The sequence below is a fragment of the Rarobacter faecitabidus genome (assembly GCF_006716265.1).
Taxonomy (GTDB): domain Bacteria; phylum Actinomycetota; class Actinomycetes; order Actinomycetales; family Cellulomonadaceae; genus Rarobacter; species Rarobacter faecitabidus.
In genome coordinates this window covers 1,492,558-1,517,828 of the sequence record NZ_VFOS01000001.1, presented here as the reverse complement: position 1 = coordinate 1,517,828, position 25,271 = coordinate 1,492,558, and the positions used below count along the sequence as shown (strand labels likewise).

The following is a 25,271-nucleotide window of genomic DNA, read 5'->3' as shown; positions in this document are numbered from 1 at the left end:
TCGACGGCGCTGGTGGAACTTCCACACCGTATAGCGTCGCAATGAGTTCTGCATCTTGGGTCCGCAAGGTGTGAGTGAATCAGGTAGCGTGACACCACGCAACTACCCCCTTATGAGTCAGTCGCTGCATCCGCAACTGCGGCACGCACTAGCGATGAAACCGCATGAGTTCGCGGCCTTGCGAATCCACCGCGACCAGTTCCTCATCGTCCGCCGTGATGGCAAGCGCTTTGACCGAGGACCAGCCTTCGTTCCGCTCGGTGTCTATGTCGCAACCCACCAGCGTTGATTCCATGACAGTGGTAAATGCAATTATTCCCGCGTCATCGATAACCCAACCGCGACTCGACTCGTTGCATGAATCGAAGGCAGTCTCCACGCCGTCCTTACCGAACTCGTTCCATGACTCACCTCGTTCGCCGGAAGGTCGTTCGATGGCATACCAGCGCCGGCTTGTGAGCAGATCTTGCGTCACCGGGCGTAGCCCGTCCGGCAACGATGCCGAGAATTCGGCGATAACCTTACTAGCAATGTCGTCCAGGGGATCTTCAGCGCCATCAACGGCCGCGGCCGAGTCGTCGCGATCGAATAGCGCGAGCGTGTTGCCCTGGAGATCCTCCAGCGCAAGGTGCCCGTCAGTGAGGGAAAACCGCCCTTCAATCGGTATCGCTGGCGGTTCGTCGCAGGTGTCGAGCATCCATGTCCGTCCGGTAACGAAGCGGCCGTCGGCGGTCAGGAGATAGGCAACGCTGGCGCCGTTGTCCCAGGCGTCGCAGGGACGACTCACCACAAGGTCCCTTCCGATTGTCAGCGCCATTCCTTCGCCGTCTCGTGATTCGGTCCCTACCCACTTGCCCACCAACTGCTTTAGCAGGCCAACGGCATCCGGGCTCGTAGACTGCTGCGATTTGGGGTTCGGGTGGCCCACGTAACGGGCGGCCTGTTGCCCCGCTTCGTCGAAGAAGAGCAGGGCGCTTCCGTCACCGGTCACAGCCATCGCGTGCGCCGACATCAGGTCGGCATCGGTTTCGACTCCAGGACAGCCGACCTCGTTCTTGCCTCCGCCCGTTGCACGGAAGGCTCCCGTACTGTCATCCACTAGCCAGAGGCCTACCATGCCGTTGCATCCGTCGGACGTTTCATAGCGGCCATCGGCGCGCAGGTCGATCCAGGATCCGCCCGGATCCTCTGGTGCGGGATTCTCGGGATACCACCGGTGGGCCGACAGATCCGCGGCGGTTGCGACCCGCGCATCGTCCGGCAGCGACAGGTTCGCGGGCGCAAGCAGCTGGACTGCCGCCGCCAGTTCCGCGGAGTAGACCGGCTCCTGGGCCAATTCCGGTGAGGTGTCCCCGGTGACGTGCGGCTCGCCACCGCGAGTAAGTTCCGCAATTGTGGCGGAGGACTCGTCCACGATCTCAAGGCGATCGCCGACGAACCGGAACTTCCCGCGCTCAGGGATGAAACTGCCCGGGCCGCAGTCTTGCGTGTAGCCTCCGTCGCTCGCGACGAAGTCACCGTTGGGCTTGATGATGTACGAAACCAGGCTGTAGCCGCATTGCCGCGACAGCGCGAGCGACCAGCCGATCTGCAGGATCGCCCCGTCGGCATCGGTTCCGGAGTCGGCGACCGTCCAATTCCCGATCGCCGATTCCAGATCGAACGACGCGGGGGCCTCGCCCGGCGACGAGGGCGTCGTCGGAACGCACGCCCCGAGCAGCGCGATTACGGCTACTCCGACGGCTGCCATCGGTATCTTCATCGTTGATTCCCTCCACGAGCGCAATGGTGGCGGGACCGGCCCGCTCCATAGTCCTATGTGCCGAGAGCCCGCGAACTTGCGCCGGGGGAGTTATGGACGAGTCCTCCGCCGCGTTTGTCAGCCGTCCTTCTTGGGCTTGCGGCTCTTCTCCTTGGCCTCGGACCTGGACAGCACCTGGCTCGCATAGTCGGGGACGAAGTTGATCTCCTCGCGCGGTGGTCGCACGTAGCCGCCGGATTTGGGGCGCGGCGGGATATCGATGGGATCGCGTTCGACGTCGGTGTAGGGGACCTGGCTGAGCAGGTGAGCGATCATGTTGATCCGGCCGCGTCGCTTGTCCTCGTTGTCCACCTCGAACCAGGGCGATTCCGGGATGTCGGTGTGGACGAGCATCGTGTCCTTGGCGCGCGAGTAGTCTTCCCACTTGGTGATGGAGGCGACGTCGTTGGGGCTGAGCTTCCACCGGCGCATCGGGTCCTCATTGCGGGAATGGAAGCGCACCTCCTGCTCCACGTCGGAGATGGAGAACCAGTACTTCAGCAGCAGGATGCCGTCCTCGATGAGCATGCGCTCGAATATGGGCGCCTGGCGCAGGAATCGCTGGTATTCGGCATGCGTGCAGTAGCCCATGACGCGCTCGACTCCCGCGCGGTTGTACCAGGAGCGGTCCATGAGCACGATCTCGCCCGCCGCGGGCAGGTGCGGAATGTAGCGCTGGAAGTACCACTGTGACTGCTCGCGCTCGGTCGGCCTCGGCAGCGCGACGGTGCGCGTGACGCGGGGATTGAGATACTGCGAGACCCGCGAGATGGTCGATCCCTTGCCCGCGGCGTCGCGGCCCTCGAAGATGACCACCACGCGGGCACCGGAGGCCTGAACCCATGCCTGCATGTCCACGAGCTGCGCCTGTAGCTTCTTGAGCTCGCGCGCGTAGACCTTCTTCGGAAAACGTGTGCTCATTCGTGAAGCGTACTGCGGATGAGGGGGAGGCAACACCGGCCGGTTCATCCGACTCGCTCCACCGGCGTCGCTCAGCCCGCGTGAGTCACGAGCCGCACCGCGATCGCGACCATCACCAGCGCGACCGCGCCGTCGAGAACCCGCCAGGTCCAGCGACGCGCGAAGAGCGGGGTGAGGTAGCGGGCACCGAAGCCGATCGTGCTGAACCAGATGACGCTTGCCGCTATCGCCCCGAGCGTGAAAGCCCACGGTGCCGCGGTGGCGAATTCTGGGGGCACCAGCATCGCCTGCGCGACGCTGATCGATCCCAGGAGCAGGACGGTGTCGATGTACACGTGCGGGTTCAGCCACGTGAGTGCGGCCGTCGTGGCGATGGTCTTGCGCCGGGAGGTTGGCGGTGCGTCGCTCGGGGCGTTAAGCGTGCCGGGCTTCACCGCACGGACGAGGGCCTGGATCGCGAGGAACGCGAGGAAGGCAGCGCCACCCCATCGCGCGATTTCGCTGATGGTCCGCGACTGTGCGACCGCCTGGCCGAGCCCAGCAGTGCCGGCGACGATCAGGATCGCATCCGAGACGATGCACACCAGCACGACGGCGCCGATGTGCTCGCGTCGCAGTGACTGGCGCAGGACGAACGCGTTCTGCGCCCCGAGGGGAACGATGAGTCCTAGTCCTGTGGCGAATCCCGTCCACATGGGTGCGAGGAGGGTGGCAGCGTGCATCCTGCCACGATATGCACGTTAATTAATAAAGTCGAACGAAATATTCTTGATAATATTAAGATCATCTTATGGTAAATCTATCGGTGGAGCAGCTGGAGACCCTGGACGCGATAGCGCAGACCGGCAGCTTCGAAGCTGCGGCGCAGTTCCTGCACATCACGCCATCGGCAGTCAGCCAGCGAGTCCGCGCACTCGAAACCGCGGCCGGGAAGGTGCTCGTCCAGCGCGGTAGGCCGGCAGCACTCACCGCAGCGGGCCGCGAAGTCGCGAATTACGCAAGCAACCTCCTCCTCCAGCAAGCCGATCTGTTCACGGCCCTTGGCATCGCGACTGAGCCGAGCGGGAGGGAGAACTCGTCCTCGAGACCCAGGCTCACGGTCGTCATCTCCGCGGACGCACTCGCGACATGGGCGCTGCGTCCCTTGGCTGATGTCGGGCAGACGGCGGACATCGAGATCCTGCGAGAGGACGAGAACCACTCTCTGGACAAGATTCGCGAAGGGAATGCCGTAGCGGCGATCTCGACAGTGGCTGAACCGGTCCCCGGATGTCGGGTGAGCTTTCTCGGCAAGATGCGCTACCGCGCCTGGGCCAGCCAGGACTTCGTAAACAAGTGGTTCCCCGATGGGCTCGGCGCACCGGCCCTCGCACGTGCGCCCATGATCAATTTCGACCGTCAGGACGGCCTCCAGGCCCGTTATCTGCGCGATCGCTGGGGACTGCGCGCCGAACGTTGGGTCAGCACCTCGAGCGATGGAGCTGACGGCTTGAAGACCATCGCGCCGCCGACGCACTACGTGCCGGCAAGCGCGGATTTCAAACGAGCGATCGATGCGTCGATGGGCTGGGGACTCATTGACGATCTGCAAGCCGATCAATCCCGCAACCGGCAGGGCGAGGGCGGGCGGCAGAGTGGGGTAGGCGAGCAGGGCGGGCTCGTGGACATCGATCCCGGCGAGCACATCGACGTGCCGCTTTACCTCCAGCGCCAGCGACTGCATTCGTCCTCGCTCGACGCCTTGGTGGAGCGCATCGCAGAGGCGGCCAGCGAGGCCCTACGGCGCTGAGACAACGAAGGAGTGCGGAGATGGGACTCTTGCGGGCGTGAGGAGCGCCTTTATCGCAACGAATTTGTGTCGAATCATGAGATCGATGTGTCCGAGGGGCGGACTTACGACTATGCTCTTCCCATGACCCGCAACATCAAACTGGCAGTTATCCCCGGCGATGGCATTGGCATCGAGGTTGTAGAACAGGGCTTGCGGGTCCTTGAGGCGGTGACCGCGAACAGCGGCGTGACCATTGACCAGACCAAGTTCGACCTCGGCGCCGCCCGCTGGCACCGCACCGGCGACACCCTGACGGACGAGGATCTCGCCTCGATCCGCGAGCACGACGCGATCCTGCTCGGCGCGATCGGCGACCCAACCGTTCCCTCCGGTGTGCTGGAGCGCGGGCTGCTCCTGAAGTTGCGATTCAGCCTCGATCAGTACGTCAACCTGCGCCCCGCCAAGCTGTACCAGGGAGTCAAGTCACCGCTGGCCAACCCGGGCGACATCGACTTCATCGTAGTTCGCGAGGGAACCGAAGGACCGTACGTCGGTAACGGCGGCGCGATCCGCGTCGGGACGCCGCACGAGGTCGCCAATGAGGTTTCCGTCAACACCGCCTTCGGTGTCGAGCGCGTTGTCCGCGATGCGTTCACCCGAGCCGCGGCCCGCCCAGCCAAGCACCTGACTCTCGTGCACAAGCACAACGTCCTCGTGCACGCCGGCCACTTGTGGCGCCGGACCGTCGAGGCCGTGAACGCCGAGTTCCCGGACGTCACGACCGACTACCTGCACGTGGACGCGGCCACCATCTTCTTGACGACGAACCCGTCGCGGTTCGACGTGATCGTGACCGACAACCTGTTCGGCGACATCCTGACGGACCAGGCCGCGGCGATCGTCGGCGGTATCGGACTTGCCGCATCGGCCAATATCAACGCCGACCGCACCGCCCCGTCGATGTTCGAGCCCGTGCACGGATCAGCGCCCGACATCGCGGGCCAGGGCAAGGCCGACCCGACGGCTACCGTGGCCTCGGTCGCGCTGCTGCTCGATCACCTCGGTCTGACCAACGAGGCGGCAAAGGTCGAGGCGGCTATCGCCGCCGACCTGGCCTCCCGTGGCGACCGAGTCCGCTCGACGACCGAGGTCGGATCCGACCTGGTCGCCCTCCTGCGCGACTAACGGTCATCGCGGCACCATGATCCCGGTGCCGGATCCACGTTCTGGCTCCCCATCAGGAACCGAACGTTCACCTCGGTCGTCCTCACCAGATAAAGTCGTACCTGGGGAACCCAGCCGCGAGCTGCACCCCGGTTCTTATGGTGAAAGGCCAGAAACAATCATGAGTACTTCATTGGACCTCGGCGAACTAGCACGCTCGTTCGAGGTGTACCCCACATCGAACCCCACCTCTGCTGAGGAACGCGCCGCCGAACTGCGCGCACCGAGGTTCGGCACCGTATTTTCGGACCACATGGCCAGGATCACCTGGAACATCGACGGCGGTTGGCGGGACCGTCGGGTGGTGGAATACGGCCCCCTGCTCCTGGATCCCGCGGCAGCCGTCCTGCACTACGCGCAGGAGATCTTCGAAGGGCTGAAGGCTTACCGCCATGCGGACGGCTCGGTCTGGACATTCCGCCCCGAGGCGAATGCGGCGCGCTTCCGCCGCTCTGCGCGGCGCCTGGCACTCCCTGAACTCAGCACCGAGGACTTCATAGGTTCTCTCGTCGCGCTGGTACGCCAGGACGTCGACTGGGTGCCGGACGCGGAGGGTTTCAGCCTCTACCTGCGGCCCTTCATGTACGCCTCGGAGACCTTCCTGGGCGTCCGGGCGAGCCACGAAGTCGAGTACCTGGTCATCGCCTCGCCGGTCGGCTCGTACTTCGCCGATGGCGTCAAGCCCGTCTCCATCTGGATCGCCCAGGACTATCACCGGGCGGGCAAGGGCGGAACCGGCGCGGCCAAGTGCGGCGGGAACTACGCCGCTTCCCTCCTGCCGCAGATCGAGGCATACGAGCAGGGTTGCGAGCAGGTGGCTTTCCTCGACGATGTCACCGAAACGTACCTCGAAGAACTCGGCGGCATGAACCTCTTCGTCGTGAAGTCCGACGGCACCGTTGAGACGCCGGAACTGACCGGCACGATCCTCGAAGGCGTGACGCGTTCCTCCATCCTGCAACTCGCACGCGACCGCGGTCACCAGGTCGTGGAACGCAAGATCGCCCTGTCGGAATTGATCGCAGGCATTCAGGACGGCTCGGTCGCCGAGGTTTTCGCGTGCGGCACTGCCGCCGTGATCACGCCGATCGGCGGGTTCAAGAGCACCGACATCGACGTCACCGTCGCGGACGGCGGCGCCGGACAACTCACGATGGCCCTGCGCGAGGAACTCACCGGTATCCAGACAGGCAAGGTCGAGGACCGCTACGGCTGGCTGACGCGATTGGCGTGATCGGACGATCGCGCTTCGCCTGACTGCCGAATGGGTGCCGGCCCGGGCGTGCGAGTGTCGTTTCCGGCAAGCAAAAAGGCGGGGCGGATGAACGTCTAGTTCATCCGCCCCGCCTTGCTGTTTGGCGTCAGTACATGCGCTTGATCTTCTGCGACTTGAACTTGTAGGCCTTGGCGTACTTGTTCTTGCTCACCTTGACGTAGGCTCGTCCACCGACGCGCAACTTCTTGCTCTTGAGCGTCACGGTAACGCGCGAGTACTTCGCCTTGGTGAACTTCTTCTTCGCGACGACCTTGAACTTCTTCGCTCCCGGCGCCCGGTAGTAGAGATACGCCTTGGCGCCCTTCTTGAACTCGGGTGCGCGCACGGTGATCTTCGCCGTCTGACCGGTCTTCCATGTGTTGCTGCTGTACGAGGTCTGGCTCTTGCCCACCGCTGCGGGTGCCACGATCGTGACCGTCTTGGTTACCCACCTGGTTACCTTGGTGGTGGGGTCATAGCCGACGGACTGGCTCTGGGTGATCGGAACCGAGACGTTGTACTTGCCCGGCGTCGTGTACGGGGAGACTCGCAAGGTGAATCCTGCAACCGTGCCGGTTGCGAACGCCGTGGTCGGGCCCCAGATCGTCGGCTGAATGACGTTGGCCTTCTTCACGACCGTGCTGACTCGCGTCGCCTTGTACCAGCTCGAATAGTCGGCGGTAGTGGCGCGGTAGGAAACGTACGCGCCATCGCCGTTGGAGTCCGTGTATCCGGCGTCGGCCGGGGTGCCGGTGAGGCTGACGGTGAAGGCATGCTCCTTCGTCGACTTCGTGAGTTTGATGGTCGAGGGGAGCTTACCGATGCTCGATACTGCGAAGGCCCCTGGTGCGGGTGCTGCGGTTGCTGCGGGCGCGGCGGCCAGCCCGAGGCCGCCGGCCAGGGCGAACGCCGATGCGATGGCAGCGAATTTGATGCGGTGGGTATTCATCCCATTCTTCCTTTCCTGGGGCTGAGGCATGGTCAGACTTGGCGCTGGTATGGCCATTCCTGGTTCGCCTCGGCGTGCGAGCGGCCCACCCCGGTCGGGATTCCTGCGGGGTGCAACCACGGCGCTCGTGCTTCGTTCCGTACTCCTCCAGGTTGGGGGAAAACGCCTCGCCGTGCACGTCGAAAGCCTACGAACTGCCGATCTGTGAAATAAATCACATTGCTAGAGTTGTTGGATGTCGAGTACTATTTGCGGTTGTTTCCGCAAACGTTTCGCGCCCGCCACTCACTCGAGAACGCTGCTGATCCAGTGCGTATGGGGCGGGGAGCGTTGCACGTATCCCCGCGCGCGTGTGACAATGAACGGGTGAGCAACGAAGCCGTGGTCATTATTGCCGAGCGCGTCTGATTCCAGTTACGGAATCGGCGCGCCAACCTCCCATGCTGGGGGGTTTTTTTGTTGCTCGCACGCCCGACTAAGCCAGCCAAGGCACGATTCGAAAGAGACCCGCCATGAACTTTCAGGTCTACGACACGACGTTGCGCGATGGTGCGCAGCAAGAAGGCATGAACGTCTCCGTCAATGACAAGATCGCCATCGCAACTCTCCTGGACGAATTGGGCGTCGGGTTCATCGAGGGTGGCTGGCCGGGTGCAATTCCCAAGGACACCGATTTCTTCTCGCGCGCTCGGCGTGAGCTCAAGTTCCGCAACGCCGTGCTGGCAGCATTCGGGGCAACGCGCAAGGCCGGGGTGAGCGCCGACGCGGACCCGCAGGTTCGGGCGCTGCTGGACTCTGAGGCACCCGTTGTCACCCTCGTTGCGAAGTCCGACATCCGCCACGTCGAGCGCGCGCTCAAGACCACCCCGGATGAGAATCTAGCGATGATCCAGGACACGGTTGCGCTACTGCGTCAGCAGGGCCGGCGGGTCATGGTGGATGCGGAACACTTCTTCGACGGATATCGCTTCGATCCTCGCTACACCACGCGCGCCGTCGAGGTCGCCTTCGAGGCGGGCGCCGAGGCCGTGATCCTCTGTGACACCAACGGTGGCATGCTGCCCGAATGGGTAGGCGAGATCGTCGCCGAGCTGCGCGAGGCGACCGGCACGGGAACCCCGGAGACCATCCTCGGCATGCACGCGCACAATGACACCGGGTGCGCGGTCGCAAATACGCTCGCCGCCGTGAACGCAGGCGCCCGCCACGTGCAGGGAACCGTCAACGGCTACGGGGAACGCACCGGGAACGCCGACCTCTTGACCGTGATCGCAAACCTCGAGGTCAAGTACGACCTGAAGACCCTGGCCGGAGACCTGGCCAACGCCACGCACGTCGCGCATCAGATCTCCGAGATCACCAACATCACGCCCTACGGCCGCCAGCCATACGTCGGCGCGAGCGCGTTCGCTCACAAAGCCGGTCTCCACGCGAGCGCCATCAAGGTCGACCCCGACCTTTATCAGCACATGGATCCGACGCGCGTCGGCAACGACATGCGGATGCTCGTCTCCGAGATGGCCGGCCGCGCCTCTATCGAACTCAAGGGTCGTGAGCTCGGCTTCGATCTGGCCGGCCGTTCGGACGTGCTGACGGCGATCACAAATAGGGTCAAGGACGCGGAAGCCAACGGCTACGTTTTCGACGCGGCCGACGCGTCGTTCGAGCTTCTCCTAGTCGAGGAACTCGAGGGCACTCGCCCCAAGTACTTCGCCGTGGAGTCCTGGCGTGCGATCGTGGAGCGGGTCGGCCCTCGCGGCACCCAGGCCAGCGCCGAAGCCACGGTCAAACTCGTGGCCGGCGGTGAGCGAATCGTCACCATCGGGGAGGGCAACGGACCGGTCAACGCTCTCGACCACGCCTTGCGAGTGGCCTTGGAGCAGGTCTACCCCGAGATCAACAAGTTCGAACTCGTGGACTTCAAAGTGCGCATCCTCGACGAGACGCACGGCACAGACGCGATCACCCGCGTCCTGATCGAAACCACGGACGGCGTGAGCACGTGGTCGACGGTGGGCGTAGGCCCCAACGTGCTCGAGGCGTCATGGGAAGCGCTGACGGACTCCGCCATCTACGGCCTGCGGCGCGAGGGCATCGATCCGCGCTAGGCCGATGCCAGGCCGGTGAGCGCTAGGCCGATGCCAGGCCGGTTAGTGCTAGGCCGGTTAGCGCTAGGCCGATGCCCCGCTACTGAGGGTGAGTCTCGTCGGGACGGCGCCGTACCTGCGCCATTCGGGATCGCTGCTGCAACGCCGCCCGTGGCGGGATGCGATTCGCTCGCTTCGACTCGGATTCTTCCGGCCCGCGTCTCAGGCGCTGGCGAACTCGACGCAGAGCGTGACCTTCGTCTTCCTCAGCGCACCTCGGAGCGTGGATTCCACTGCGTTGACGCGGCCGCCTTGCGGCGTGCCCGGCTGCAGAATCAGGTGGAGGTCGTAGGTCTCGGAACCCCGGACATCGTCGGGCACCAGCCCCTGGGCCGGGGCGGACGCGATGGCGGCGAGACCGCTGTTGAACGCGGTCTTCATGAGCCGAGCCACCCGTGCCTCGATGCTGGTCTCCGGCAACGCGACCTTGATGACGAGCGACTTGGCGGCCTCGTCCCACGCGAGTTCCGCGGCACCCACCTCGGGGTCGCTGTCCGGGTCGTCCTCCTCGACATCCGGCACCGAAGTTTCGGCGACCTCGAGCGGGATCGAGGAGCCCAGCGACTCGCGCAGAATGTCGACGGTGTGACGTTCCAGGTCGCCGAGCCCCCTGCGCTCGGGCTCGACGAGGATCGCGACGGTGGCCTCGGTCACGCCATCCGGAATGGACGAACCCACGTCGCCGGCCTGCACCGCGCGGACGGCGTGCACGATCGCCTGGGAGAGTTCTTCCGCCGTATCCGATGTCGCGGGAGACGCGGGCGCGAATGGGACGTGGAGGAGTACGCGGTGCGTCGCAGCGTCCCATGACTCGTGCCAGTTGGGGTCGACGGGGCGCGAGCGCGAGAACCATGCCATGAACCCGACTCTCGCCTACAACCCCCACCCGTAGCAAATTGACCCGCTGGTGGACATCGGTTGTCCGGTGGAGTGCGCGGGCATACGATTCGAAAATGGTACAAAACACGCAAGACTCCGCGTGGCGGAAAATAGCGACGGCGATTGCGGTTTCAGCGCTCGCCACAAGCGCCGGTATCGTCGGCGCGACCACCTCCCACGCCGGCACCAACGGCACCTGGACGAGGGTCACAAACGACGACGTGTCAATCACAACGACGCCCTCGATTCTGCGCCAGGGAAGCGACCTCCTCGCGGGGTGGCAGCAGGGTAGCGTCGGTAACTCGGCGGTGAAGGTCGTTCGCATCAATGCGAAGGGCAAGGCCATCAAGACGTCTACCGCGGTCAGCGGCTGGATGTCGATTGAGCACGATCCCGCCCTTGCCCGATTGAGCAATGGGCAGGTCATCGTCGCTTATTCGGGTGTGCGCACGAGCGAGCCCAGTGACCCGTTCAGCCAGACTGTGGCGTTCTCGCGCCTCGGCGCCGGGGACAACTGGGCGGTCGCCACGAATGAGTCACTGTCCGATTCCTACAGCAGCTATCACTCTGCCTACGGCCTGGCCGTGGTCTCCTCTGGCTCTGCGGTCGTGACCGGCCGGATCCCCACCTCGACCAACCGCGTGACCTTCCGAATCGGGATCGCGCCGACTATCGCTGCCGCGTCCGGTGATTTCCACGGCCGGGAGGCGGCACTCGGAGCCGACTCCTACAACCTGTCCCTGGTTCGCGACAACGCGTCGGGCGCCGTCGTGGCGGGCTGGTTCATCGGGGGAGGTTCCGACGAGGGGGTCTGGCTGCAGCAGGTCTGGCCCACAGTGGGCCAGGCCGTGCGGGCGCCCGGATCCGGTCCGAACGCCTACTGGTCCGGGGGCAACATCGGTCTTGCCAGCCCTAAGTCCGGTGGTGTCTACGCGGCCTACGCCACGAGCCCTTCCACGATCGCGCTCTGGAAGTTCGGCGCAACCAAGGCAAGGACGGTGACTAACAAGGCCAACTACTTCAGGAGCGTCAAGGTGGCAGCCGCCCCGACGGGCAACCGACTCTGGGTGTCCTGGCTGGAGGGCCGCGAACTACACGTTGCCTCCACAAATCCGACGGGCACCAAGATAGGCGCCGTGCGCACGGGACAATCGCTGAAGTGGGGGAGCGAGAACGCCTACCTCTACAACCTCGAAACCGACGCGTACGGACCGGGGCTGGACGCCATCCTGACCGCCGGGCACGCGACGACGGCCAACCAGGCGGACCTGTTCCACGTCCAACTGCTCCCGGCGCTCTCCGTGAAGGTCAGTCCCAAGAAGGCCAAGGCGAAGAAGGGCAAGAAGTTCACGGTCACCGTGACGGACGCCGGGAGCCCGGTGAAGGGCGCCAAGGTGAAATTCCTCGGAAAGTCCTACCTCACCAAGGCGAACGGCAAGGTCAAGGTCACGCTGAAGAAGAAGTCCAAGGCCAAGACTGTGAAGATCACCGCGGCCAAGAAGAACTTCGTCTCGGCGACGGCGAAGGTCAAGTTGACCAAGTAGGGACGCGCTCGCGGCCGGCGATCACACCGTCGGCCGCGAGCCGAACACTGCAGTTCCCGGCCGCACGATCGTCGCGCCCGCGGCGATCGCCAAGTCAAGATCGCCGGACATGCCCATCGACAGTTCCCTCGCGTGGGCGTGCCCGCGGTCGATCAGGCTCTCGCGCAGCGTTCGCAATGACTCGAACGCGGCGGTCGTGACATCGCGGTCGCGCGAGCGCGGGCCGATGGTCATGAGGCCCACCAGACGTAGCGTGGGATGGTTCGCGATCTCCTCGGCCAGATTGGGCAGTAGCGCCGGCTCGATTCCGCGTTTGAACTCGTCCATAGCGGTATTGACCTGGATCATGACGTCCAGGGGTGCGTTGCCCTGGCAGCGCGAGGCGAGCCGCCTCGCCAGGGAGGCGGAATCGACGGTCTGAATGCAGGCTCGGCCCGCCGCGTGCGTGGCCGCGGCGAGCGCGGCGAGCGCGGCGTTGACCTTGTTGGACTGCAACGGTCCGATCAGGTGGATGTCGGTACGCAAGCCGGCGAAGTACCCCGCCTTGGCAACGAGTTCCTGCACCCTGTTCTCGCCCACCAGCACGCTCAACTCGTGTGCGCGTGCCGCGTCGATGGCCTGCGCGATGCCGTCCGTGTCCTGCGTCTTGGTCGCGAGCAGCACGCGTACCTCAGACGGGACGCGCCCAGCGGCGGTTGCTGCGCTATGGATTCGCTCGGTCAGCGCCGCCACGCGGGACGCGATAGTCGCCGAAGCGGTCATTCCCGTCATGCGCTAACCCCGAGCGATCTGGGCGCCGACGGCATCGAGTACTCGGACCAGGTCCGCGGGAGCCACCTCAATATCCATGCCGCGCCGCCCGCCCGATACCAGGATCGTCTCGAATCCACCGGCGCTCGCATCGATGACGGTGCGCAGTCGCTGCCGCTGGCCGAACGGGGATATCCCGCCGAGCACGTAGCCGGTCGATCGCTGCGCGACCGCGGGATCGGCCATCTCGGCACGCTTGGCCCCCAATGCCTGGGCCATGGCCTTCAGATCGAGTTGGCCGGTCACCGGCACAATGCCGACGGCCAACGCGCCGTCGGCGCTCACGAGCAGCGTCTTGAACACCTGCGCGGGATTCTTGCCCAGCGCCGTCGCGGCCTCCAGTCCGAAACTCAGGTCGGAGTGCGGGTCGTGCTCGTACGTGTGGACGTGGAAGGCGACGCCCGCCTTGTCGAGTGCCACGGTGGCGGGCGTGCCGCCCGGCTTCTTGCCCTCTGCTCTCTTGCCCTTAGCCACGAGATTCCTCCCAGGGGCCGACCGACAGGATGTGCAGGACCACCTGGCCGGCCTCGTCCGAGGCATCGAGGTCTACTTCCGCGACGATGGACCAGTCTCCGGTGTGGTCGGGATCGTCGATCACCTGCCGGACCCGCCAGGTGCGCGCGCCCGGGCTGTCGCCGGTGTCGATGTGGACGAGCGCCGCGCTGCGCGCCGCGCCGTCGATGCCGATCGCGTCGTCCCCGAACTCATCGAACAGGGGATCGAGCGCATCGGCCCAGGCGCGCGCGTGCCAGCCGTCGCCGCTGTCAAGCGCGCCGAGCGCCGAGTAGTTCTCCCTGGCGGCAAGTTCGACGCGGCGGAACATCGCCCCGGCGACCATGATCCGGAAGGACCGCGCGTTGGCGGTCAGCGGTCGTACTGGAGCGGATTCGCCCGTCCCCGACAGCGGCCCGTCGCCGGTCAGGGTGTCGGCATCGTCGTCCACGGGATGGGAGAGGCGCTCCCACTCGTCCAGGAGGGACGAGTCCACCGACGCGATCATCTCGCCGAGCCACACGACGATGTCCGCCAGGTGCTCTGTGCGGTGCTCGGGGGCGACCGTCTTGGACAGCGCGCGATACGCGTCTGCCAGGTAGCGCAGCAGCACGCCCTCGGTGCGGTCCAGCGAGTAGCGGCCCACGTATTCGCCGAAGGTCGCGCCCGTCTCGACCATCTCGCGCACCACGGATTTGCAGGCGAGTTCCGCGTCGGCGACCCACGGATTCGTGCGGCGGTACGTCGCGAAAGCGGGCTCCAGCACGTCGGCGAGGGGCCGGGGCCACTTGATTTCCTCAAGCGCGGCCATGCGCTCGTCGTAGTCGTATCCCTCTGCCTTCATGGCCGCGATGGCCTCACCCTTCGCGGCGCGCTGCTGCGCGTACAGCACCTGGCGCGGGTCGTCGAGCGTCGCCTCGATGGTGGAGATGACGTCGAGCGAGTGCGTGGGTGCCTCGATGTCGAGCAGTTCCTGCGCGGCGAGCGCGAAGGGCGAAAGCGGTTGGTTGAGCGCGAAGTGATCGGGCAGGTCCCGCGTGAGCGTGACGCGCGCGTGCAAACCCTTCGCGTCCCGGTAGGTCGAGTGCTCGATCAGCCCGGTCTGCTTCAGGGAGCGGTAGATCTGCAGGGCACGGCGCACATGCTCGCGCTTGGCTGCTGCCGCATCGTGGTTGGCGGTGAGCAGATGCGCGAGGATCGCGACCGGGTCGGCGCGGAAGTCGGCGCGCGTGCGGCCGAGTACGTTCAGCACCATCGCGTGATTGATCGCGAAGTTGCTGGTCAGCGGCTCCGGATCGGCATCCCGCAGCCGCTCGAAGGTCTTGTCGGTCCAGTTCACCGACCCCTCGGGGGCCTTCTTCCGGACGATCTTCCTGAGCTTCTTCGGGTCGTCGCCCGCCTTTTGCAACGCTTTGCGGTTCTCGATGACGTGCTCGGGCGCCATGACCAGCACCTCGCCGAGCGTGTCGTACCCGGCGCGGCCCGCCCGCCCCGCGATCTGGTGGAACTCGCGCGCCGTAACGTGGCGCATCTTGACGCCGTCGAACTTCACGAGCGAGGTGATCAGCACGGTGCGGATGGGCACGTTGATGCCGACGCCGAGCGTGTCGGTGCCGCACACGACGGCGAGGAGGCCGAGCTGGGTCAGTCGTTCGACCACCCGGCGATACTTCGGCAGCATGCCCGCGTGGTGAATGCCGATTCCCGCTCGCAGCAGCTTCGACAGGGTCGACCCGAAGCCGCGGGCGAACCGGAAGTCGCCAAGTTCGTCGACGATCTGTTTCTTCTGTTCCGCTGAGATCAGCTTTGTGCTGAGCAGCGCGGTGGCCCGGTCGATCGCATCCTTCTGCGCGAAGTGGACCACGTAGACGGGGGTGCGGTGGGTGTGGACGAGTTCTTCGATGACCTCGGTGATGGGCTCCACGACGTACTCGAAACTCAGCGGAACGGGTCGGGTGGTCGACGTGACCGTCGCGATCGGGCGCCCGGTGCGCTGCTGCAGATCCTCTTCGAAGAACGAGGTGTCGCCGAGTGTCGCCGACATCAGGATGAACTGGGTGCTCGTGAGCGTCAGCAGAGGCACCTGCCACGCCCAGCCGCGCTGCGGATCGGCATAGAAGTGGAACTCGTCCATCACCACCTGCGCGATGCGCTCGCGGCCCTTCGGATCGTCTCCGCGGCGCAGCGCGAGGTTCGCGAGGATCTCCGCGGTGCAGCAGATGATCGGCGCCTCGGGATTGACCGCCGAGTCTCCCGTCATCATGCCCACGTTCTCGGAGCCGAATAGCTTCACGAGGGCGAAGAACTTCTCCGAGACCAGTGCCTTGAGCGGGGCCGTGTAGTAGGTGACGCCGCCGTCGCCCGCAGTGCGCGCGGCCAGTGCGGCGAAGTGGGCAGCCGCGGCGACCATCGATTTGCCGGAACCCGTCGGGGTCGCCATGATCACGTGCGAACCGGAGACAATTTCGAGGAGTGCCTCCTCCTGCGCCGGATACAGCGTGAATCCCGCGTCCTGCGCCCACGACGTGAAGCCGTCGATCACGGCCTCGGGGTCGGCGCTGGGAGGACTCGTCCTTGAGGCGTCGAAGGCGGGCAGGTAGTCCTTGAGAGCGGCGGGCATGATCCCTAGTCTGCCAGGGCGAGCAGCGCAGAGGTGACCTGCGAGAGGCGAGCACGAAGAACCTCCGCGCGGACGAAGACCTCCCGCTGGCGGCGGGCGTACTCGGCGCGACCGCGGGCGGATTCGATCGGCACGACCCCGTAGCCGCGCGACGTCACGTCGTAGGGTGAGGCTTCCATGTCGAGCACTCGCACGTCGCGCGCCAGCTCGAAGCAGTCCAGCAGCAGGTCGCCGGGAACGGCCGGGCCTAGTTTGGTCGCGTGCCGAAGCAGGTCCATGTTGGCGTGCAGACAGCCCGGCTGGTCCATGGTCACGCGCGACTCGGGCGTGGGCTGCAGCGCGTTGAGCGGCCTGGCCGCGGGGGTGAAGAAGCGGAAGGCGTCGAAGTGGGAGCACTGAATGGACGAGCCCTCCACCAGCGCATCGGTGGCCTCCTGCCCGAGGCGAAGCGGGAGGCTGTGGCGGTGGGCGTCCTGCCGGTACACCATCGCCCATTCGTGGAAGCCGAAGCAGCCGAACGCCGGGCGCCTGCCCGCGGTGCTCGTCAGTACGGCGTGGATCCACCGCACGGCGTCGATGCGGTCGGCCAGGAAGGCTCGGGTATCGAGGCCGACTGCCATCGCGATCGGCTGCCGATCGGCGCATTCCGCATCCTCGCGAAGGCTTGCGCTCGGGTCCTCAGAGCGGCGCTGCGCGCCATACCAACGGCCAGCGACCCACTCGGAGGCCTCGTCCTCGCTGTCCACCACGAGCGCGATGCCCACACCGGGATGCCAGCGGCGCAACTGGCCGGGGCGGACCGGGTAGTAGGTGAACAGGAAGTCTTCAACCTCGTCCTTGGTGCCGGCTGCCGTGCGGGCCCTGCGGGCGGCCGTCAGCGAGTCCGCTCGCTTCGCGTGGTCCGCGGCAGCCGCCCGCCAGGTCGGCGCGTCGAGCAGTACGGCCTCGCTCTGTACGGCTGCGGATGGCGGCGAATGCGTCACGGTCCTATTGTGTCGCGGTTTCCCTGTGGAAAACGAACGAGTGCCCCATCGAGATCGGTAATGTCCAGCGATACGCGCGTACGCGCTAAGGCACGGGGAAGGAGCAGTCGATGGCGAACGTGCGGTGGCAGGTGATCGGTGAGCGGGGCCAATGCGTCGCCTTGCAGATCGAGGCCGACGACTGCGCGCCGATCGGGCAGATCGCTCACGCCATCGCCCGTGAACTGCGGCCGGTACCCGGGGAAGGTCACTCCGGACCGCTGACCCTGTGCGAGATCTTGCCGGGGGGAGACCAGCGCGTCGAGCATCCGGCCACACCGCTTGCCGATTCGGGTCTCAGGAGCGGGCGAACGATCGCGATAGTCGCGTTCGGCAGCATCGGTTCGCCTGACGTCGAGCGTCACCGGCCGCCGGCATGGGTCACGTGCACCAGTGACCGAATGCCGGCGATCACATATCCGCTGCTGCTGGGCTCCAATGCGCTGGGTCGAGGCTGGCGGAATCGCATTCGGATCCCGGACGCGAGGACGCCGCGCATCAGCGGCGAACTCATCTTGCGCCGCGTGGGGCGCGGGGGAGTTCTCGAGGTGGCGATGCGACACGAGGGCAACGGAGACGAACGGCTGGCGGACCGGCGCGCGCATTCACTGCCCGCGCGGCTCGAGTTGGGGCACCTGTCCTTACTGATCGAGTCCGCACGCCAGGCGCCGAGCGCCGGTGTAGCCACGCAAGCAGTGGCGAGGGCTCCGAGCAGTGCCTCGACAGCGACGATCGACCGCGGGCGGGAGTCGCTAGGAGCCGGCGGGCTCACCATCGAGCACCTGCCATCACCGAGGGTGCAATCACGCTTCGCGCAACTCGAACTGGCCATGCCAGAGGTACCCGACAGGGCTCCCAGATCACGTATGGGAGTCCTTTCCGCGGTCATTCCGGGCCTGCTCGGTGTCGGTGCATGGGCGGTTACGGGGCAGACCGCGATGCTGTCGATGGTCGCGATGTCGGCCGTGATGGTCGCCGGAACTTGGGCGGATCAACTGGTCGGAGCGCGCCGCAGGGGCAAGCGGGATCGAGCCCGATTCCGCCAGGCTTTGGACGATTTCAGTCACTCTCTCGCGGACCTGCAACAGGGGGCAATCGATGCGCTCCAGGGGCAGTTTGGGTCCGTCCAGCGCGCCGCGGCGTCCGTCACCACGCTCGATGACGAATTGTGGAGTCGCCACGAGGGTCCGGAATTCCTCACCCTCCGCGTGGGATCACAGACGCGGGATGACCTCGTGCTCGTGAACGGCCCGACGCAGCACTCGTCCTATCCCGAACTTCGCCGCGAACTAGCGGAACTCTTACGCCGGGAACTGCCGGTGCGCAACGTGCCGGTCGGAGGATCCCTCGTATCCTGGGGCAACCTGGGTCTGGCGGGTGCCATGGCTCGCGATACCGCCAGAGCCCTCGCCGTGCAGTTGGTAGCGGGGCATTCGCCGCGTACGCTGGCGGTCTACTGCGCGACCTCGCCGTCACACGCGGACGATTGGGAGTGGCTGCAATGGCTGCCGCACGTTCGCGATACCGGGCACTTGGCCGGTGACGGCGCCGCGGTCCAGGACCTGGCCAGCGCGCTTGATCGGGAGCGGGCGACGCGGCGCCTGCTCGATGGGGCGCCTTCGGGAAACCGGCTAGCCATCGTGCTGATCGTCGATGGGCCCGCTGGTGGAATCGGCCCGTGGCTGCGGTTGGCCGCTGCCGGGCCGCCATTGGGCATCTACGTCCTCTGGGTAGCCGATGAGGTTCATGGACTCCCGGCAGAGTGCGCCGCGTTCGTCGAATGCGGGCCCACGACACGATTCGTCGATGCGCGCGCTGGCAGGCAGATCGAACTGACCCAGCTCGAGGTCGCTAGCGCCGGTGAGTCGGCGCGACTTGCGCGAGCGCTGTCACCGCTCGACGATCCTCGCGGGACCGAGGGCGCGGACGCTCAATTGCCGGGTATGGTGCGGCTACCGGCGATCCTCGGTGAGGATGTTGCCGACGCGCAGGTGATTGAGCGCCGGTGGCGCGAGGCCGACGACGATCTCGCATGCACGATAGGCCAGGGCAGGTACGGCCCCGTGCGGGTGTCCCTGCGACAGGACGGACCGCATGCGCTGGTGGGAGGTACGACCGGTGCGGGCAAATCCGAGTTCCTGCAGACGTGGATCACCGCGCTCGCGGCCACGTATGACCCCGCGCACGTCAACTTCCTGCTGGTCGACTACAAGGGAGGTTCCGCGTTCGCTGAGTGCGCTCGTCTGCCGCACGTGGTGGGGCTCGTGACCGACCTGTCCGGCGGGCTGGTCACGCGAGTTCTCGTATCCTTGCGCGCCGAGTTGCGGCGTCGCGAAGGCATCCTGGCCGACTGCGGCGCCAAGGATCTCTCCTCGCTTGCGCGAGGAAACCCAGAGGTGGACCTTGCGCCCCTGATCATCGTCATCGACGAGTTCGCCGCACTCGTGACAGAGGTACCCGAATTCATCGATGGCGTTGTCGACATCGCGCAGCGAGGGCGCTCGCTCGGGCTCCACCTCATTCTCGCGACGCAGCGACCCGCGGGCGTGATCCGGGACAACGTGCGAGCGAATACGGCTATCCGCGTCGCGCTGCGGATGGCTGACGACGATGACTCGCTCGACGTAGTCGGCGTGCGCGATGCCGCTCGCTTCCGCGCCGATGCGCCCGGCAGGGCTCTCATCCGTCGTGGAGCGGCGTCGCTCACCGAGTTCCAGTGCGCCTACCTCGGTGCCACGGCTTCCGGAGATCGGGAAGTGACGATCAAGCGCCTCGGATTCCATGCGAGCGCGCCCGTCGTTGCGTCGGTGCGTCCCCGGGCGGTCCGCTCCGACATCCAGCGTCTCTGCGCCGCCGTCTCGCGGGCGATGGGGGATCGGCCGCGACCGCGACGCCCATGGCTCGATCCGCTGCCAGAAGTCCTGAGGTTCGAGGATCTGGACGCTGTCGCGCAGGCACGGTCGATCGGCTTGGTCGATGATCCCTCCGATCAGCGCCAAGTGCCCCTGCAATGGAGCCTGACGGAGGGCAACAACCTGCTCATCCTCGGGCCGCCGGGCTCGGGAAAGTCCGAGGCCGTCCTGACGGTGCTCCTGCGGCAGGCCGAGGCGGACATCGCTGTGGGAAGCACCGTGGAATGTCACGTGCTAGATCTCGCCAGCGCCTTGCCGGCGAGCACGGCTACCCTGGCCGGGGTCACGAACCTCGTGACCGGCGGCCAGAATGAGCGGCTCCAACGCCTGCTCGACTACCTATGCGGCCTCTGCGATCGGCGCGAATCCGGCCGAAGCCCGGCCCAGCCGATCTTGATCGTGATCGACGGGCTCGGCCTGTTGCTCGAACGATTCGAAACGGACCTGCACGGCACCGTCGAAACGCAGATCGCCACGATTCTGCGCGCTGGATCGCTTGGTTTTCGGGTCGTTGCGACCTCCCTGGGCGAGCGAGGCATCCCGGCGCGTATCCTGCAGCAGTTCGGGCTGCGCATCGTTCTGGGGTCACCCGACGAGGACCCGGATCGCCGCGTTGCGATTCCTGGTCGCGGCTGGGTGGATGGATTGGAGTGCCAGATGGCGGTCGCGGCCTGCGATGCGGCAGGCAGGTTCGATGCGCTGGGGCGCCTCGCGGGCCTCGGTGAGTCCCAAGGGCTGTTCGCGGTGGGATGCGAGATCGAGGATGCGCCGGAGTCGCTGACGTGGGCGGACCTGACGGCACGGATCTCGCGGTCCTCCGAGCGCGTCTCGGATCTATCCGGTGCTGAGCGTGAAACGGATCCCGCGCCCGCTTCCGACGAATCTCCGGCGATTCCCGTTGGCATTGATCTGGCCCACTTCGACCCGGTGACGGTGGATGTCCGGGGAGTAACGATAGTGAGCGGCGGGTTCGGCGGCGGCATCACTACGACCCTGCGCACGTTTGCCGCGGCGTATTCACGGGTGAATCCCGAGCGCACGACTGCCCTTCTTAGCGCCACCCCGGATCGAGAACTGTCCGAGCAGATTTCCTGGACGCACCTGAGCACCGGAATCGAGCAGTGCGCCGCGACCGCCAGATCGATCCTGGCGGGCGAACTGGCGATTGATTTCCTCGTCATCGGCGGTATTGCCGATTTCGCCGACACGGACTGCGATGAACTCCTGGCATCGCTCATTCGGGTTCTTCCCGCCGTCGTGGTCGGGGTGGAACTTCCGAGCGGAAGCCGCGCGTGGCAGATTCACGCGGAACTTGCAGCCGCGCGGCGAATCCTCGCGTTGAGACCGTCGGATGGGGACGTGCCGGGCCCCATCCCGGTGTCGTTGCCAGCGAATCTCGTCGGAACTCAGTTGAAGCGTCCGGGACGTGGGGTGCTGGCGCAGGCGGACACGATCCGCGGGATCCAGATCGCATTGCCACCTGATCCGGGTAATGCCTGACCTCGGCTAATGTGGTTTGATCCAGCCTTCGATTCCCAGCGCCGGCAAAGGTCATCGTGGATAGTTACGCAGAACTCGTCCAGTATCGTTCTCTGGCTGCGCTCCTCACGGCGGATCCGGGACTGATGGAGCAACTGGAGTGCCTTGCGCCTCACCAATCGGCTTCGATACCCGATCTGACGCCTCGCCGTTGGCTCGTCACCGTGCAATGGCTTCGTGACAACGAGGTGGCTGTCGCCGTCGCAGCGGACGACGATGCCCGCGATCTGCTGCACTGGCTGGGTGGGCATCCGCTTGTTTCGCCTGCCACGACCTTTGGCGATATCTCGCCGAGGATGCCGCAACTGCACGCGGCACTACTGGTCACAGGTCGATTGGCGGCTGTGGGCCTCGAACTAGTCAGTCTTGAGGACGGTACGGGCAAATCGACCTATGTGCTCCTGCCTGCGGCGCAGATTCCGCTCTTCAGGTTCCTGGTCAGCCAGGTGAAAGGGGCCATTGAACCGCTGACTCTGGCGGAGGCGTCGCTTTACGGTCCTGTTCCAAGGGGCGCTCGGGAACCCGCCAGTACGGCCGCGATCAGCGCGATGGGCTTCCAGGAGCAAGTGGTGGATCCTCCGCCAGATCCCGCGGAACCCGTCTGGTATGTGCTGCGGCGACGTGCGTGGTGGCTAGTAGCCCTGGGGATCGTGCTGAGCCTTTCCAGCCACTTTCTGCACGGGTGGGTGGCGCGGCTCATTCGTGAGGGGGACACGGATATCACCGCCATCGCGGCGATGGTGCTCATTCCGACGTTTCTGCTTGTCGTGTGGATTCGTACGCTCATCCGGCGCCGTAGGTTCCGAGTGCGGCTGACGCGGGCGGCCAGCGTTCCCGGCGCTGTTGTCGTCATGGGCCATTCGCGCCCCAAAACGATGCAGGCACTGGGAGCGGTTCGCGACTGCCTCGCTGACGGTGGCGACTCCGGACCGTTGGGTAGCGCCTACGTCGTGGCGGTATCGCGTGACGGACTGCGGCTAATTCCTGGATACCGCGAGCCTTCGGAGGGGTTCTTGATCGATGCCACACAAATCCGCTCGATCCACACCGTTCGGTCAAAGGGCGGCGAACTGAATATCGCATTCGACATCGTCTCGGATGACGGGCAACGGATTGTTCCCGTGAGCTTCCTCGTCTCTAGGAAACCGATGCTTCTGGTTCGCACGCCCCGGAGGTTCGTTCAATCCACTGCCGCCGAGATGCGCGTTCAGCTGGGATTGAATCCGCTCGAGTAGGTGCGCCAACACGCCGCGACCAGATTTGCCTCTCAACGCTTGTGCGCTCTGCTGTGGGCGCTGATTCACGGCTTGGTGTGAGGCTTCGCCGTGGCGTTGGCGGGCGGTGCGCGCGCTGGCGCGTGGGGCTTTGCCGTGGCGCTGGCGGGCCGTGAGGCGCAGTCGCTGGCGCGTGGGGCTTCGCCGTGGCGCTGGCGGGCCCTGAGGCGCAGTCGCTGGCGCGTGGGGCTTGGCCGTGGCGTTGGCGGGCCCCTGAGGCGCAGGCGCTGGCGCCGACAGTCGCGTTGAGTGCTGGCCGCCGAGCAGGGCGTGGTGTGAGTTGGCTGACTGGTTTTTGTGCGATGCAGTCGGGATGGTGCGCGGTCATTCGGTCACCGCCCACGCACCACGTAGTGGTCATGGGCGGTGACGCGATCACCCCCCTTGGCGAGGAAACGCTGAACGCTGCCGTGCCGCGCATAGGCGGCCTGCTGGTCGAGTGCGGTCTCGGCGTAGTCGGCGGCGCTGTGGCCACCGGCTCGGCCCCGCACTGTCTTGTGCTGCTTCGTCTCGTTGTTCCTTTTCATGTCCAGCCGGGGCACGACCTTGTCGCTGGCGTTCTCGAAACTCAGCGCGGAGACGCCTTCCGGTAGTGGGATGCGGGCGACGGGAGCTCCCGCAGTGACGACCTGTTTGATGGCGAAGTCGCGATGGTAGCGCTGGGCGAATCGGGCGGCGGTGATTCCGCCCTGACTGAATCCCGCCACCATGACGGCCACGGAAGATGGATCCAGGCGGAGATCCTTCATCGTCGACCGCAGAGCGTGCTCGGCCGCCCTCAGCAGTGCGGAATCCGCGCCGGCCATAATGGCAATGTTGGACGCGAGATCGTTGGGCACCTTCGACGTGCTGTACCAGTCCTTCGTGCTCGGCAGGATCAACGTTAGAGTCACTGGCGGACCGTGATTGACCATCACGCGGATGACGGCCGCACGGTTTTCGCCCAGAGCATCGATCTCACCCGCATTTGCGAAGACATCGCCGACGGTGCTGAGTTGCCCATACCGGTTTGAGAGCCGCGGATGGGCGGCGCGCAATTTCGCACGGTAGCGATCCCGCGCGGCGTTCATCTGCGCCCGCTGTGCTCGATTCGGCGTGACGGAGCGGATCGACCTGTCGGATTTCCCGGTAAGCGTCCAGGCATTGGAGAACAAGGCGAGGATCGACTGGTATGACAGCAGCCCGGTATCGGGAAGCGTCCGCCCGATTCCGTCCTCGATGGCGTCAGGGTCCAAGCCGTCCTTCACGTTTCGCAGTATCAGTGCGGCGCCGCGCAGCCACTCCGAGGGGCTGTCCAGGGCACCGGGGTCGGTGAGGATGCCGCGACCAAGTTCGCCGGCGGCATTCCGCAAGGAGCGCTCGACCGATGCCACTGTGCCACTTGCTAAGGCCGTGGTCGAGCCGAGCAAACCCGCGGCCATGGCGGCCCGCCAGCCAGTCACGTAAGTCAGACCGCCCACGATCGAGAGCGCGGTTGACGCGGGTACGGTCAGCAATCGGCCCGCGATACGCACCTGCACTCGTCCAATCCGGATCGCAGTGGCCGTGCCGGCTGCGGCAGCTCCGTATGCAACATCGAGGCTAAGTCCTATCACATCCTCGGCGGCCTGGACTGATGCCGCGATGCGCGTAAAAACGGGCAGAAGCCAGCGTCCGGTGTGTGTTAGGCCCTTGATCGTGGCGGCTCCGGCAATGGCTGCGGTGAGCACGGCCTGGCCCGTGACCGCGCTCAAGGCCATCGATCGGATCATCGCCCCATCCGTGGGTAGCCTCCCGAGCGTCCCCGCAATCGCATCCAAGTCATCGAGGATCTCATCGAGTCCGCGTTCGATTTCGCGCAGCGCCGAGATCGTCAGCCGGAACTCCCTCGCGGTGCGTGCCGCGCGCCTCTGAGTACGGCTTGCGATTTGCGAACTTCGCCTTGCCAGTTCGTCCGCGGCCGCTGTGGTTCCGGAAGTGACGTCGCGGGCGGCAGCCTTGGCGGATTCGTCCGGTGTTCCGAGTGGACCGCTGAAGGATTTCGCGCCCTGATGCGCAGCGTCGACCTGGCCCCGAACCAGCAGGTCCCCGAGGATGTCGCGGTCGATTCCGCCGTCTGCGCGCGCCATGAG

General features: G+C 65.8%; 17 protein-coding genes. 7 read left to right on the top strand and 10 right to left on the bottom strand.

Going from position 1 to position 25,271, the window contains the following annotated elements; genetic code table 11:
* Positions 1-148: 148 nt before the first annotated feature.
* The 3 genes from FB461_RS06710 to FB461_RS06700 form a co-directional block, all read right to left on the bottom strand.
* Positions 149-1,762 carry an META domain-containing protein gene (locus FB461_RS06710; protein ID WP_142120087.1) on the bottom strand — a complete coding sequence of 538 codons (1,614 nt, stop codon included), beginning with the start codon at positions 1,760-1,762 and terminating at the stop codon, positions 149-151.
* A gap of 117 nt (positions 1,763-1,879) precedes the next feature.
* On the bottom strand, positions 1,880-2,722 hold the full coding sequence (ppk2, locus tag FB461_RS06705) for a polyphosphate kinase 2 (protein WP_142120085.1): 843 nt from the start codon (positions 2,720-2,722) through the stop codon (positions 1,880-1,882).
* A 71-nt stretch (positions 2,723-2,793) separates the two neighbouring features.
* Complete coding sequence (locus tag FB461_RS06700; protein ID WP_246046058.1) at positions 2,794-3,444, bottom strand: LysE/ArgO family amino acid transporter; 651 nt, start codon at positions 3,442-3,444, stop codon at positions 2,794-2,796.
* A 68-nt stretch (positions 3,445-3,512) separates the two neighbouring features.
* Here FB461_RS06700 and FB461_RS06695 point away from each other — a divergent pair, with 68 nt between their 5' ends.
* From FB461_RS06695 to FB461_RS06685, 3 genes are all read left to right on the top strand, one after another.
* Positions 3,513-4,511 carry an ArgP/LysG family DNA-binding transcriptional regulator gene (locus tag FB461_RS06695; protein WP_142120083.1) on the top strand — a complete coding sequence of 333 codons (999 nt, stop codon included), beginning with the start codon at positions 3,513-3,515 and terminating at the stop codon, positions 4,509-4,511.
* 123 nt (positions 4,512-4,634) lie between these two features.
* Entirely contained in the window at positions 4,635-5,678 is a 1,044-nt protein-coding gene (locus FB461_RS06690; RefSeq protein ID WP_142120081.1) for a 3-isopropylmalate dehydrogenase, read from the top strand.
* A gap of 160 nt (positions 5,679-5,838) precedes the next feature.
* The gene (locus tag FB461_RS06685; protein ID WP_142120078.1) at positions 5,839-6,951 is read left to right on the top strand and encodes a branched-chain amino acid aminotransferase; all 1,113 of its coding nucleotides are present in this window, start codon (positions 5,839-5,841) and stop codon (positions 6,949-6,951) included.
* Positions 6,952-7,078: 127 nt separating this feature from the next.
* Here FB461_RS06685 and FB461_RS06680 read toward each other — a convergent pair whose 3' ends face one another.
* Complete coding sequence (locus FB461_RS06680) at positions 7,079-7,921, bottom strand: hypothetical protein (RefSeq protein WP_142120076.1); 843 nt, start codon at positions 7,919-7,921, stop codon at positions 7,079-7,081.
* Positions 7,922-8,433: 512 nt separating this feature from the next.
* Between FB461_RS06680 and cimA the strand changes: the two genes are divergently transcribed.
* The gene (gene cimA / locus FB461_RS06675; protein ID WP_142120074.1) at positions 8,434-10,029 is read left to right on the top strand and encodes a citramalate synthase; all 1,596 of its coding nucleotides are present in this window, start codon (positions 8,434-8,436) and stop codon (positions 10,027-10,029) included.
* 201 nt (positions 10,030-10,230) lie between these two features.
* Here cimA and FB461_RS06670 read toward each other — a convergent pair whose 3' ends face one another.
* Entirely contained in the window at positions 10,231-10,926 is a 696-nt protein-coding gene (locus FB461_RS06670) for a hypothetical protein (RefSeq protein WP_142120072.1), read from the bottom strand.
* A 95-nt stretch (positions 10,927-11,021) separates the two neighbouring features.
* Between FB461_RS06670 and FB461_RS06665 the strand changes: the two genes are divergently transcribed.
* The gene (locus tag FB461_RS06665) at positions 11,022-12,491 is read left to right on the top strand and encodes a hypothetical protein (protein ID WP_142120070.1); all 1,470 of its coding nucleotides are present in this window, start codon (positions 11,022-11,024) and stop codon (positions 12,489-12,491) included.
* Positions 12,492-12,512: 21 nt separating this feature from the next.
* On the opposite strand, the gene FB461_RS06660 is transcribed toward FB461_RS06665, so the two are convergent.
* The 4 genes from FB461_RS06660 to FB461_RS06645 are packed head-to-tail and all read right to left on the bottom strand — an operon-like array spanning position 12,513 to position 17,396.
* On the bottom strand, positions 12,513-13,262 hold the full coding sequence (locus tag FB461_RS06660; protein ID WP_246046057.1) for a YggS family pyridoxal phosphate-dependent enzyme: 750 nt from the start codon (positions 13,260-13,262) through the stop codon (positions 12,513-12,515).
* A gap of 3 nt (positions 13,263-13,265) precedes the next feature.
* Complete coding sequence (gene ybaK, locus FB461_RS06655) at positions 13,266-13,775, bottom strand: Cys-tRNA(Pro) deacylase (protein ID WP_246046054.1); 510 nt, start codon at positions 13,773-13,775, stop codon at positions 13,266-13,268.
* Positions 13,768-16,413 (bottom strand): DEAD/DEAH box helicase, encoded by a 2,646-nt coding sequence (locus tag FB461_RS06650; RefSeq protein ID WP_142120066.1) that lies wholly within the window; start codon positions 16,411-16,413, stop codon positions 13,768-13,770. Before FB461_RS06650 ends, ybaK begins: the two co-directional genes overlap by 8 nt.
* A gap of 5 nt (positions 16,414-16,418) precedes the next feature.
* Positions 16,419-17,396 (bottom strand): 3-methyladenine DNA glycosylase, encoded by a 978-nt coding sequence (locus FB461_RS06645; RefSeq protein ID WP_246046053.1) that lies wholly within the window; start codon positions 17,394-17,396, stop codon positions 16,419-16,421.
* A gap of 110 nt (positions 17,397-17,506) precedes the next feature.
* On the opposite strand from FB461_RS06645, the gene FB461_RS06640 reads away from it, so the two are divergent.
* The gene (locus FB461_RS06640) at positions 17,507-21,847 is read left to right on the top strand and encodes an FtsK/SpoIIIE domain-containing protein (RefSeq protein WP_142120064.1); all 4,341 of its coding nucleotides are present in this window, start codon (positions 17,507-17,509) and stop codon (positions 21,845-21,847) included.
* A 56-nt stretch (positions 21,848-21,903) separates the two neighbouring features.
* Positions 21,904-23,121: a hypothetical protein gene (locus FB461_RS06635; RefSeq protein WP_142120062.1), complete on the top strand. Its 1,218-nt coding sequence runs from the start codon at positions 21,904-21,906 to the stop codon at positions 23,119-23,121.
* Between the two features lie 371 nt (positions 23,122-23,492).
* Here the strand turns inward: FB461_RS06635 and FB461_RS06630 are convergent, their stop codons facing one another.
* On the bottom strand, positions 23,493-25,268 hold the full coding sequence (locus FB461_RS06630; protein WP_142120060.1) for an alpha/beta hydrolase: 1,776 nt from the start codon (positions 25,266-25,268) through the stop codon (positions 23,493-23,495).
* Between the last annotated feature and the right edge of the window lie 3 nt (positions 25,269-25,271).

What these genes read in the sequence shown, in the direction of transcription:
- FB461_RS06685 (WP_142120078.1), top strand. Translation starts at nt 5,839, where the DNA reads ATGAGTACTTCATTGGACCTCGGCGAACTAGCACGCTCGTTCGAGGTG.
- FB461_RS06700 (WP_246046058.1), bottom strand. Translation starts at nt 3,444, where the DNA reads ATGCACGCTGCCACCCTCCTCGCACCCATGTGGACGGGATTCGCCACA.
- FB461_RS06640 (WP_142120064.1), top strand. Translation starts at nt 17,507, where the DNA reads ATGGCGAACGTGCGGTGGCAGGTGATCGGTGAGCGGGGCCAATGCGTC.
- FB461_RS06695 (WP_142120083.1), top strand. Translation starts at nt 3,513, where the DNA reads ATGGTAAATCTATCGGTGGAGCAGCTGGAGACCCTGGACGCGATAGCG.
- FB461_RS06670 (WP_142120072.1), bottom strand. Translation starts at nt 10,926, where the DNA reads ATGGCATGGTTCTCGCGCTCGCGCCCCGTCGACCCCAACTGGCACGAG.
- FB461_RS06650 (WP_142120066.1), bottom strand. Translation starts at nt 16,413, where the DNA reads ATGCCCGCCGCTCTCAAGGACTACCTGCCCGCCTTCGACGCCTCAAGG.
- FB461_RS06690 (WP_142120081.1), top strand. Translation starts at nt 4,635, where the DNA reads ATGACCCGCAACATCAAACTGGCAGTTATCCCCGGCGATGGCATTGGC.
- ppk2 (WP_142120085.1), bottom strand. Translation starts at nt 2,722, where the DNA reads ATGAGCACACGTTTTCCGAAGAAGGTCTACGCGCGCGAGCTCAAGAAG.
- FB461_RS06660 (WP_246046057.1), bottom strand. Translation starts at nt 13,262, where the DNA reads ATGACGGGAATGACCGCTTCGGCGACTATCGCGTCCCGCGTGGCGGCG.
- FB461_RS06710 (WP_142120087.1), bottom strand. Translation starts at nt 1,762, where the DNA reads ATGAAGATACCGATGGCAGCCGTCGGAGTAGCCGTAATCGCGCTGCTC.
- cimA (WP_142120074.1), top strand. Translation starts at nt 8,434, where the DNA reads ATGAACTTTCAGGTCTACGACACGACGTTGCGCGATGGTGCGCAGCAA.
- FB461_RS06680 (WP_142120076.1), bottom strand. Translation starts at nt 7,921, where the DNA reads ATGAATACCCACCGCATCAAATTCGCTGCCATCGCATCGGCGTTCGCC.
- FB461_RS06665 (WP_142120070.1), top strand. Translation starts at nt 11,022, where the DNA reads ATGGTACAAAACACGCAAGACTCCGCGTGGCGGAAAATAGCGACGGCG.
- FB461_RS06630 (WP_142120060.1), bottom strand. Translation starts at nt 25,268, where the DNA reads ATGGCGCGCGCAGACGGCGGAATCGACCGCGACATCCTCGGGGACCTG.